Source organism: Bradyrhizobium sp. B124, assembly GCF_038967635.1.
Lineage (GTDB): Bacteria > Pseudomonadota > Alphaproteobacteria > Rhizobiales > Xanthobacteraceae > Bradyrhizobium.
This window is the reverse complement of the sequence record NZ_CP152413.1, coordinates 3744326-3756032: the sequence shown is the minus strand read 5'-3', so window position 1 is coordinate 3756032 and position 11707 is coordinate 3744326. Positions and strand designations below refer to the sequence as shown.

The window sequence follows — 11707 nt, the reverse complement described above, 5'->3', positions numbered from 1 at the left end:
GACCTGTGTAGAGCAATTCGAGGCCGCAGCTCGCGTCTCGAGCCGGTCGCCCTTGGCCAGCACCACGACCTCCTTCGTTTGCACTTTCAATGCAAAACTTGGCAATGCTATCACCGACGCTCCCAGAAGCGAGAGTACCGCAAGGGCTGACAGTGATTTGATCATTTGGCTGCTAACTGTTTCATCTTCGGTGCCCCTGCTTTGGGGGCCCGACAAAACAACAACTAGAACAAGAATAAGTTCCGGTATGACAACCTATTCTTGTCTGGTCCTAGTTTGGCCTCTCTTTTTGACAACTTCCGCCCATCCTATGCAGCCTAGAAGTCGGGGCTGAATTATCGAGCTGAGGGGCCGAGGGCCTGTCGTTCGCCAAGCGTCTTACCCGGGGGCGGCCCTTGACCGTTCCCCTGGCCGAAGGCTTGCCCGACGAGCGCAGGAGTTTTGCCGCCGTGATGAGGACGGCGTTGGCCCGTGAGGGCTTGCAGACGAGCCATCCCCCGGACGAAATCCAGAGGCTTTAAGGTCAGCCGATTGCCCTAGGTGGGTGGGATTCGGGCTAATTGCAATGGCTTACGTGATACGGAGAGCACTGGAGATTGGGCTCTACTTCCCTAGCGAGGGGACCTGAGCCGCAGCAGATGAGCAATTCTTTTTCTAGATTCTCTCCCTCCAGCAAGAGTCACTGCCAAACTGGATAAACTCTAGGCTCCGACAGAACCGATAAGCTTTCATACAAAAACTTATCAGTTCATCTGTCGATGATCCAAAATCTGACTGAGCCGATCGATGGCGCCCATTCGGAGAGTCTCGGATTGGGCCCGAAGTTTTCAGCCATCGTGAATACGCCGCGAGCGTTCCTCGAAGGCGGTGGCTTCACTTTCCGGGAGCCGCTCCAATCGAACCGCAACATGCTTGTGGTACGGCGTCGCCGCGATCGGATCGCAATTGCCGCTGTCGGTTAGGGCGTTTACGCGGGGGCCGTTGCTGAGCCGTTGGCCATCGCGGGTCGGGTAGCTCTGGCCGTAGCCATGCGGCAGCGCGAGCTGGCCCTGGCGCAAGCTGTCATCCGCCTTGCAACGGACCACGACCCGGCCGGCCGGCGACTGCACGGCGACCCACTCGCCGTCGATCGCGCCGAGCTCGTCGAGGTCACGCTTATTGATCAACAGTGCGCCATCGGGATCGTCACGCCGCCAAGCTGGGTCGCGGAAGATCTGATTGGCATTGAACATGCGCCTTTGGCCAGCGGCGAGCACGAACGGATAGTCTTTAGGTCTCTGCGTCGTCGCCGGATCGAGTGCGCCGAGCCATTCGAGGAGTGGTGCAATGGCAAGATGCACCTTGCGATCGGGATGGCTGATCAGCGACCACACGTCTTCATAACCATGTTCGGTGATGGCGACGCCGCTCCGCGCGCTGACGATGGCATCGAACAAGGCGTCGCCAAGACCGGCGTCCGGTACCTCGCCGCGAGGTCCGAGCGCGCGCCGCACCGCGACGGGTGAGCGCTTGGCACAGGCCTGCGCCGCCTGCCAGAGCGGCGCCGCGGCCGCGGTACCGTCCGGCAAGGTGGCCCCTAGCGTATGGTAGAGAACGAGCGCGCCGACTGCGGAGCTTTGCGGATTGGCAGCTATGAAGGCGCGAAATGCCTGGGCGAACGCGGGTCGTGAATGGAAGGCGGCTTCGCGAAGGGGTGCCAGCGCGTTGTCACCGGGCAGGAGACCGAGCGCGCGAGCGAGGCGCGTATAGATTTCTGGCTCGGGCAGGGTGCCTTGCAGCGTTGGCACCGCACCTGACCGGACGTGGAAGAAGTTCTTCGGGAATTCGAAATTGAACAGCGTGAACTCGGTCTTCTCATACTGCGACGCAGCAGGCAGCACGTAATGGGCGAGCCGGGCCGTTTCGGTCATGGCCACATCGACGACGACGCAGAGGTCAAGCGCACCAAGCGCCCTTTCCACTTCGGCCGTATTCGCCGCGGTGTTCGCCGGGTTGGAGCTGTCGATCCACACCGCACGCAGGCGGTCGGGATGGTCGTTGAGCACCGCCTGTGGAAAGATGTTTGGCGGCAAAAGCCCGCCGATCACTTCGGTATCGGTCGCGGCAAATTTCTGGTTCGGCGAGTTGCCCCATAGCGGCATGAGCCAGCTATGGAGCTGGTTAGTGCCTGGCCTGCCGAAGCTTCCGGTCAGCATGATCAGGAGCTTTTCCAGATAGGAGTTGAGGGTCGAATTGACGCCCTGCTGTATGCCGAGCTCGACACGGACCGTCATCGCCTTGGCCGCGCCGATCATGTCGGCGCAGCGTTCGATCTGGTCGAGCGGAATGTCAGCTGCCGCGGCCCACTCCATGACAGGAATGCCGAGCAGAGCGGCCTCCACCTCGGCGAAGCCCGTCGTATGCGCGGCGATGAATTCATGATCCAGCGTGTCGCGTCGCAGCAGGGTGGCGAGGATCGCTCCCAGCAAGAACGCATCCGTCCCGGGTCGCACGGCGAGGTGCAAGTCGGCCATCTCGGCGGTCTCGGTACGGCGCGGATCAATCACGATCAGCTTGCGGGCTGGGTCCTTCCTTATCTGATTCAGATGATCGCGCGCGTTAGGGAAGCCGTGAGCGATCCAGGGGTTGGCGCCGATCACGAAGAGGAGATCGCAGTGATGCACGTCCTCTGCAGTGTGGCAGGTCTGGCTGCCGAACAGATGACCGTTGACCCAGAAATCGCCGGTCTTCTCCTGTGACAGCGCGTTGAACACGTGGCGCGAGCCGAGTGCGCGTAGGAAGCCAGTCGCGTAGGCGCCGCCGGCATGATTGCCCTGACCGCCACCACCATAGAGAGCGATGCTCTTGCCGCCGTGGCGGTCGACGACATCCTGTAGCCGGGTTGCGATCTCGGTGATCGCAGTATCCCAATCGATGGCGTCAAAGCCTCCATCGGGACGCCGCCGCAATGGCGTCGTCAACCGGTCTCGATGATGAGCATAGAAGGGAATGCGTGCCGCCTTGTTGCAGAGGTAGCCTTGCGACTTCGGATTATCGCGATCGCCCCGCACCTTAACGATGCGATCCTCCTCGAGAAGGACCTCGACCCCGCAATTGACGTAGCAGATGTTGCAAGCGGTTTTCTTCCACCCTGCGTTCGGCATCGCACCTTCCTCCCGGATCGGTTGGCGATATTATATGATAGATGTAATAAAACAACTCGGAAAGCCTGGCTTAGGGGATAGGGATATAGAGAGCCTGCGCATAGCATCGATCTCGACAAGTGTTTTTCCGGGCAGATACAAACTGGCCTGGATAAGCGTCCTCAAATGAGGTTTTCCGCATTTATGCGGCTCATTGAATGACTGGCCGTAGCGCAGGCGCGCCAACTACCCGATTTCCGTCAACGCCGCGGTTTCGCCGGCGAAGTGTATTTGCGTCGTGGTCGCATCGCTGGACCTGTTCGAATTCGACCGGACACCTCGCCAGCTGCAGCTACCAAATTCATTCTGTCCAGGCTCCGTCCTTCTTGATCAACCGACTGAAGCGCCTATTCGGGGTGCGCGCTCACAACCGCTAAGCCTTTGGACTGATTTTCGGGTGCGGAACTTGAACTCGGCACAATTCTAAGGGCGAGCCCTTCAAAGGCCCCCGTTGCGCTCGAAACGAACCATTATTTCTTGACGAAGCTTGGCAACCTGTTGAAATCGCCGCAAATGCGAACACCCTCCGAACGCACTAAAAAGCTAAAGCGCTATACGTCGTTGTGAGGCGCCTTACACTGGGCAATTATCCAGTTTGATGGTCGTGTCGGGATCCGATTTGGAGCGCTGCCAAATCGGCGTTATTCGTCGGGCGCAGCGCCTCATCTGCGCGACGAACAGCTGCAGTTCGATCACTATAACGAGTTCAACGACAAGGCGACTGCCCGAATATCAGCAAGGGCTCTGCCACCAGAATACATGGCGCGCGCTCGATCTCATGCCATGATTAGCGCCCGATAGGATCGCTGATCATCAAATGATGCCGTTTCACATCGGTTTCCGCGGACCTCGACCATCGTGCGTAACGTGATCGAGTAGCGTGGCGACTCGACAGCCGGAATACTGTGTTCCCAGTTCTGCCTAGCTGCGCCGGACATCAGGTAGAGAGACCGGGGCTCCGCCTCCAATGTGAATCGTTCCCATCGCTCGCCGGCATTACGCCGAAATCGAAACTTGCACGCAGATCCCAACGACAGTCCGAATATCCGGTCGAATTGCGGCTTGTCGCGATGCCAGCCGATCCCGACGCCGACGTCATATTCCGTACACAGCACCTGTCCGATCTTGGTTGGCGGACCGCCGAACCTTTCGACGGCCGCCACGGTGTAATGGAGCCAAGATGGTATCGGTTCGGCTTCCTCCATTCGTCGTGACGAGTAATCGTACCGAAATCCGAATCAGGCAACTCGCCTCTTACCCTCGAACTGCCCGAACTGGAAGGGCTGAAGCGGCAACTCTCGAATCCGCTCGATCAGCTCCGACTCGGAAACCGGCGGTACAAAATCAGCGGTGTAACGGAGCCCTTGCGGACAAGATGCCGGCACGTCGAACATCGATAGTTGTTGGGACAAGCAGGCCGCCGGATGGTTCGGGGATAGCGTTCATATAGGCGCTTCATTTGTTTTTTGAAGTGCGCAGCCGTCAGGCAACCGATCTGTTGTTCGGGTAGTGCAGTTTGTAGCAGACTGCCGGTCAATGCCCCACAGACGCTGAGCAGGGGTAGATCATAGGTACCCGAAAAGCCGAGGCTCTGGCGACTTCCCGGCGCATCTTTTGCGGCGTGGTGCGACGGCCATGAGAGAATACCGCATCTCTATTCTTGACGATAGCGGGCACGTAGATGCGCCTTCGATCAACGTCAGGTGCCATACGGATGACGAGGCCTATCGGCCGCTCGCAAATTCCTCGGCAAAAACATCGTCGAAGTTTCTTGAGGGACGCATCGAGCCGGCCCGCTCGTGCCGATCAAGCGCAATTGATGAAGACATTTCGGCTTCACCAAGGGCGATGTGACGCCACTCTCGGGCGAAGGATCGACGAGATATCGTAGGTTTGGTCGGTATGGACAAAGGCGATAGCCTCCCGCGACTCGAACGCTCGACAACAGAATTCGCGGTCGCTGCGTCCGCGTTCAACGACCCCGGCACTATGAATTTAGACGGCGCAGGCGACCCGGTAGCGGGCTTTTAAGTGATTTAGGCCTGCGCGGCATCACCTTCTTCGGATCGAGCCAGTGGTCGCTCCGATCAGCCCAATGCTGCATAAGCTTCGTGCGCGAGCCGATCAGCGCCAGCGGGCCATGTTCCACGCCCTTTGATCTTGGTCTAGCTAGGATGTTGCGGGACTTCTCACGAAAGGACACAAGATCGCCGTCAACGAGGACGATCCCGTCACGCTGCAGGAAGCCTGCGATATAGAGTACCGCGGCCTCATCAAGCGTGCAGATCGGCGTGAGCCGAGTGAAATAAGCGGCCTCGACGCTTCCGCGCCCGGATCGCTTATCAGTCAGCTCTTACGTAGCGCAGCGCGATTTTAGGCTGATGGACCGCAGGAAGGTGTCCAGCCCGCTCTGACAGCAGTGTTCCTTCTCGCCGGCCTGTCGAGGCGCCTCGGCCCTTCCAAGAACTGACCGCCGTGCTTCCGGGGTGCTTCCGGCGACGGTGTCAGGAGAGCGGGATGTCAGCTAAGCTATTGAAAAGATGGTGCTGCCAGACAGAATTGAACGCTTGCAGCAATCCCATGGGGCGTTGATTTTATTAGTTTTTCGGACCGGCGGTCTGTTTTTGTGTGGCACCCTTGAGAGGCACCGCACCCGCAACGTTTAGCACATTCATTGCAGGCTCACCAAGGAGTGAGATCGTATAGTCGCAGACGGTGAATGGGCTCCCCCGTTCGAAGGCCGCTGCGTAAACCGGGGAATCCTTGCGGCGTGGATCGCTATCAGTTCGCAAGAGGACGAGCCGATGGCGATAGGACGGTCTGGAACCGCTTATCACTCTCTCTTCGGGCCGAGGTATAGCGAAGCGCAGCCCAGCGCGGTGATACCCGCGGAGACGAGCAGTACCGGGGGGTAGCTTCCCAGCCGCTCATGGAGATATCCTATGAAGGCTGGTCCGCAGGCCGAGAAGAACTGGATGAACGTAGCAGCCGTTCCGTACACCTTGGCGAAGGCCTCGGCGCCGAATTCACGGCGGACGACGATCGGGCTGAGGGTTGTCACATGTCCGATCGCGAAACCGTAGATCAGGCTCCCGACGATCAGGGTCGTCGCCGAAGGGAAAAGGCCGATCGCGAGGAGGGCGCCCAATTGAGCGATCATGGCTTCGCAGGCGAGCCGCCGGACCGGCGCACCGTCGACTATCTTTGCTAAATACAGCCGGCCGAACAGCGTTACCGCACCCGTCGCGCTGACCAAGAGGCCGGCGCCGAACTTGCCGAGAAACTGGTCGGCCAATGCGACGTGATGAGCGATGAAGCCGATCTGCGCGAGCAACGTCAGGGCGAAAGCCAGCGTCGTGCTCCAAAGAAGACGGCGACGGTTCTCAGGCGTTGCAATGTGCTTGGCGCGTTCGGGCGCACCGTCCGCTCCAGGGACCCCGCCGTCTCGCGCCAATCCTAGATCCGCCGGACCGCGATAACGAAGAACGCCTGCGATGAGTGGAAGGAGCACGACAGCGGTGAAGACGCCTGCCGTGCATAAACCTGCGCGCAGACCCAGCCGGTCGACGGTATAGAGGAGAGCAGGAACTCCTAGGATCGCGCCGAAACTGGCGCCCATGATCGCGAGGGTTATTGAGCGGCCCTGATAGCGCTCGAACCACGGTGCCACCGTTGCGGAGATACCGGTCGTCGAGAGGGTCGCCCAGCCGATGCCGAGGAATACGAAACACGGATAGAGTTGCCAGGGACGGTCCACCAGGCTGATCGCGACGACCCCGCAGCACATGCAGACCGTGCCGACGAGGAGTGCGGGCCGAGGCCCGTGACGAGCGATACTCCGACCCAGCGCGCTCTGACCGGCCGCGCTGACCAAGAGAAACACCGTTATGGCGGAAGAGACCTGGGAGATGGACCAACCGTGCGCCGTCGTCACCGCCTGCAAATAGACGCTCGATCCGAAAAGTCCGAGGCCCCACGAAAAGCAGGCGACGATGAAGCAGGCCGCGACGACGCGCCAGCCATAGAAGATCTTCGATTTCATGAGGGGTTTGAAACTCGTCTTCGGGTGGGGCGTCGCAAGCAGGTAGAGAAACGGCGCATGGCTTCAGCGCGGATGGCCGACCGAGCCGATGGGCTCATTCGGGGCCGCTGGTGGCGTCGGCAAGATGGACTTCCTCGGTCCCATGAGGTTCGTCGACGGCTAGTTCGGGACCGCGTGCAGGCGGAGCGCATCCCGACAGGGCTCCGGGACGCGTCATGCATCGTGTCGGGAGGCTTCCGGATAGTATTGGGGAGCTTCCCTGCGATCGAACATGCCGTAGTCCCGCACTACGCGGACCTGCCGCAAACGCGCGCCTGGCGGGAGCTTGACCGACGCCGAGAACGCGGTGGCATCGTCTTTCGCCTTCCACACCATCATCAGGATAACATCGCCAGGCGTGAGGACGGCATCGAAGACCTCCCACTTCAGCAAGCCGGCGGCCTCGGGATTCAGGCCGAGGTGATCGGCAATCGCCGGCTCGTCCGGCGGTCCGACGATGCCGCTCGGCCATTTGGCGTCGATGAAAGTCACCGTCGTGCCTTCTCCCACTTCTGTTTCGTCGAGACGTTGCTCGGCGATCGTGTGGCCGGTCGGCACCTGGGTGTCCCGCGTGATCTCACCGACCCGAAGATGATAATCGCGCAGGATCTCAGACCGTCCCCTTTCTTGAGCGATATGATGCCGCTGCGCGGTCCGCCACCGCACGACGGATTTCTCGTCCCGCCATCCGGAGAGCGACAAGAGCCAGCCCGGCCGCGTGAGGCTCTTGTAGCGGACGTTCTCGATGAAGCCGTCGACCTGCTCCAACTCCGGCCGGAGCATCTTAGCGACGCCGAGATAGCCATCCCACTGGTCCGATTTGGGATGAACTTCGAAGATCACTGAGAACATCGATGCCTCCTTGGTTTTCGCTCCTAACCGCTGGAAACGTCCAGCGGGCGGACCATTTTGTCAGACGGGCTTTTCAATATGATCGTGAGCGGTCTTGGGTTCAGCAATCGGCTTCTTTCCAGAGCCGAAATCGCGGATGAAAGTATAGAAGGCCGGCGTGAACATCAGACCGAAGATCGTGACGCCGATCATTCCGGCGAACACGGCGGTGCCTATGGATTGCCGCATCTCGGATCCGGCGCCGGTCGCTACCGCGAGGGGAAAGACACCGAGAATGAACGCAGCCGAAGTCATCAGGATCGGGCGGAGTCTGATGCGTGCCGCTTCCGTCGCGGCCTGTTCCGCCGTATCGCCGTCATGGTCCTGCCGCTGCCTGGCGAACTCCACGATCAGGATCGCGTTCTTCGCCGCCAATCCAACCAGCACGACGAAGCCGATCTGGGCGAGGATGTCGATCGGCATGCCTCGGAAGGCGAGGCCGGTCGCGGACGCCAACAGACACATCGGCACGATCAGCACGATGGCCAACGGCATCTTCCAGCTTTCGTACTGAGCGGCCAAGACCAGGAAGACGAAGAGAGCGGACGCGCCGAAGATCGCGATCGTAGGGATGCCCTGCTTTTCCTGCTGGTGAGACAGTTCGGTCCATTCCATCGCGAAACCGGCCGGCAACACTTCCTTGGCGAGCGCCTCCATCCGGGCCGCAGCGGTGCCGGACGCGACGCCGGGCGCTGCGGTACCGAGGACGTCGGCGGCCGGGTAGAGATTGTAGCGCGGCTGACGATACGGCGCGGTCTGGTGCTGGAAGTTGGCGACCGAGCCTATCGGCACCATCTCGTTGCTCGCGTTTCGGACCTTCAGGCGCCCGATGTCTTCCGGCGTCTTGCGCAACGCCTCGTCCGCCTGGGCGAGCACCTGATAGGTGCGGTTGAGATAGTTGAAGTCGTTCACGTATTGAGAGCCGAGATAAAGCTGGAGCGTCGAGAAGACGTCGGTCGGCGTGAGCCCGACCTTCTCGGCCTTCTCCCGGTCGATATCGGCGAACAGCGAGGGCGCGCCGGCGTTGTAGAGCGTGAACACGCCGGCGAAGGCCGGGTCCTTGTTGGCAGCCGCGACCAGCGTGTTGGTCGCCGAGGCAAGCTCCTGCGGGGTATGATCGCCGCGATCCTCGACCATCAGCTTGAAACCGCCGGCGGAGCCGAGGCCTTGGACGGGCGGCGGATTCACGACGATGACAACCGCGTCCTTGATGCCGGCCAATGCGGCGCGGACCTTCGGTAGCATGGTCGCCGCGTTGACGCCCGGAATGTGGTATCCGTACAGGGACGGCAGACCGTAGAAGACGGTTCCGACGTTCGGCGCGATCGTGCCGGTGGTGACATCGAGACCGGCTACGGGTGAGGTATGGGTCGGGCCCGGCACCTCCTTCAGGACGATGTCGTTGACTTCGCGTACGACCGCATCGGTTCGTTGAAGGCTTGATCCCGGGGGCAGGAACACGATGACGGCCTGATATCCGATGTCCTGGCTCGGGATGAAGCCGGTGGGCATTCGGGACATCTGGAAGCCGGTCAAGCCGATCAGGCCAAGATAGACGACGCCGACGACGGCGCTCGCTCTGATGATGCGCCCCGTGACCCGGCCGTAACTCGATGACGCCCACTCGAAGCCTGCGTTGAAACGTCCGAATGCGGCCTGCACGATCCGGCTGATGCCGCGCGGCTTGGCATGCGCGGCATGCGGCTTCAGCAGCACCGCGCACAGTGCCGGGCTCAACGTCAGCGAGACGATGACCGAAATGATCGTCGAGGCGGCGATCGTCGCTGCGAACTGGGTGAAGAACAGGCCGGAGATGCCGCTGATGAAGGCCGACGGGATGAACACCGCGCACAGCGTCAACGCGATGGCGATCAGCGCGGTCGAGACCTCGTCCATGGTCTTGTGTGCCGCCTCTCGCGGGGACATGCCCGCCGCTATGTTGCGTTCGACGTTCTCGACAACGACGATGGCGTCGTCGACGACGATGCCGACTGCCAAGATCAGGCCGAACATCGAGAGGTTGTTGATCGAGATGCCGAAGATGGCGAGGACCGTGAAGCAGCCGACCAGGGAGACGGGAATGGCGATCACGGGGATGATCGTCGCGCGCCATGTTTGCAGGAACAGAAAGACGACGCCGACGACGAGAGCGATCGCGATGAAGATCGTCTTGACCACTTCCGCGATCGACTGGCTCACGAACGTCGTCGGGTCGTAGATCCGGATGTAGTCGAGACCAGGCGGGAAGCTCTTCTTAAGCTCGGCCATCTTCGACCAAATGGCGTTCTCGACCTGCACGACGTTCGCACCCGGCGTGGCTTTGGGAAACCAGGGCGTCGACGGATACTTGTCGGCGTAGGCAATGGAGCCGTAGTCGGCCGAGCCGAGCTCGACGCGGCCGATGTCGTGGATGCGGGTGACGCGTCCCCGACTGTCGGACTTGACGATAATGTTGCCGAACTGCTCCGGAGTCGTGAGGCGGCCGAGCGCCTGCACGTTGATCTGGTACGCCGCGTCGGTCGTCGTGATCGGCGGCGCGTTGAGCACGCCGGCGGAAACCTGAGCGTTCTGCGCGCGAAGCGCGGCCAGGATCTCGTTTGCGCTGATGTTGTCGGCGGCGGCCTTGTCCGGATCGATCCAGATGCGCATCGCGTAGTCGCGCTGGCCGAAGATCTGGAAATCGGACACGCCGGGGAGGCGAGCGATCTCGTCCCGGATCTTGAGCATATAGTTCGACATGTATTCGGGGCTGCGCGAACCGTCCGGCGAATAGACGTGGACGCCGAGCAGCAGCGCGTCGATCGTCTTCTTCACCTGCACGCCCTGCGCTTGGACTTCCTGCGGCAGGCGCGACAGCGTGTCTTGCACGCGGTTCTGCGTGAGAACCAGGTCGGTGTTCGGATCCGAGCCGATCTTGAAGACCACGGAAATCGCGAGCGCGCCGTTGCCTGTCGACTGGCTCGTTATGTAGTCCATGTTCTCGACGCCGTTGATCGCCTGTTCGAGCGGCGTGGCCACCGTGCGGGCCACCACGTCGGCCGATGCGCCGGGGTAGACCGTGGTGATCTGGATGGTCGGCGGAACGATGTCGGGATATTGCGCGACCGGCAGCAGGAAAGCGGCGGCGGCGCCGAATATCGTGAGGAAGATGCTGATGACTGCGGCGAACCGCGGATGCTCGATGAAGAAATGAGAGAGTTTCATGGCGATTCAGCCTTGTCAGCAGAATGAGATTGCGTCGACGAACGGAAGCGACGAATGAACGAACTCAGGATCCGGCGGAGCGCGGCGACCCGACCTATGTCGGGTTCGCCGCGACGGCCCAGGGGCGATGAGAGCGCACTGCGGGCCACGCTTCCGGGGTCCAGGAAGGCGCGACCCTCCCATTGATCCGGTCATTCTCACCAACTGCCGCCTTTCGAGAAAAGGTTACTTCGTGCAGCATGACCCTGAGGGCGGCGACGTCCACCCGGTCCGCCTGCATCAGGCTTTGCGTCAGGCCGTCGCCGAGCAGTTCGTCGATCGTCGGTTCTTCGAAGCAGGCGCTCATGTC

The 11707-nt window shown here is 61.1% G+C and carries 5 protein-coding genes and 1 pseudogene; all 6 read right to left on the bottom strand.

Features of this window, described 5'->3' with window-relative positions:
* Positions 1-827: 827 nt before the first annotated feature.
* Positions 828-3143 (bottom strand): molybdopterin-dependent oxidoreductase, encoded by a 2316-nt coding sequence (locus tag AAFG13_RS18080; RefSeq protein ID WP_342712865.1) that lies wholly within the window; start codon positions 3141-3143, stop codon positions 828-830.
* Positions 3144-3958: 815 nt separating this feature from the next.
* Positions 3959-4399, bottom strand: a pseudogene (locus AAFG13_RS18075) (alpha-ketoglutarate-dependent dioxygenase AlkB); the annotation flags it as partial.
* 1616 nt (positions 4400-6015) lie between these two features.
* Positions 6016-7224: an MFS transporter gene (locus tag AAFG13_RS18070; RefSeq protein WP_342712864.1), complete on the bottom strand. Its 1209-nt coding sequence runs from the start codon at positions 7222-7224 to the stop codon at positions 6016-6018.
* 213 nt (positions 7225-7437) lie between these two features.
* Positions 7438-8115, bottom strand: a complete 678-nt coding sequence (locus AAFG13_RS18065; protein WP_342712863.1) for an antibiotic biosynthesis monooxygenase — start codon at positions 8113-8115, stop codon at positions 7438-7440.
* 60 nt (positions 8116-8175) lie between these two features.
* Positions 8176-11358, bottom strand: coding sequence for an efflux RND transporter permease subunit (locus AAFG13_RS18060; protein WP_342712862.1), 3183 nt, complete (start codon positions 11356-11358; stop codon positions 8176-8178).
* A gap of 94 nt (positions 11359-11452) precedes the next feature.
* Positions 11453-11704, bottom strand: a complete 252-nt coding sequence (locus AAFG13_RS18055; protein WP_342712861.1) for a hypothetical protein — start codon at positions 11702-11704, stop codon at positions 11453-11455.
* Between the last annotated feature and the right edge of the window lie 3 nt (positions 11705-11707).

What these genes read in the sequence shown, in the direction of transcription:
- AAFG13_RS18080 (WP_342712865.1), bottom strand. Translation starts at nt 3,143, where the DNA reads ATGCCGAACGCAGGGTGGAAGAAAACCGCTTGCAACATCTGCTACGTC.
- AAFG13_RS18070 (WP_342712864.1), bottom strand. Translation starts at nt 7,224, where the DNA reads ATGAAATCGAAGATCTTCTATGGCTGGCGCGTCGTCGCGGCCTGCTTC.
- AAFG13_RS18065 (WP_342712863.1), bottom strand. Translation starts at nt 8,115, where the DNA reads ATGTTCTCAGTGATCTTCGAAGTTCATCCCAAATCGGACCAGTGGGAT.
- AAFG13_RS18060 (WP_342712862.1), bottom strand. Translation starts at nt 11,358, where the DNA reads ATGAAACTCTCTCATTTCTTCATCGAGCATCCGCGGTTCGCCGCAGTC.
- AAFG13_RS18055 (WP_342712861.1), bottom strand. Translation starts at nt 11,704, where the DNA reads ATGAGCGCCTGCTTCGAAGAACCGACGATCGACGAACTGCTCGGCGAC.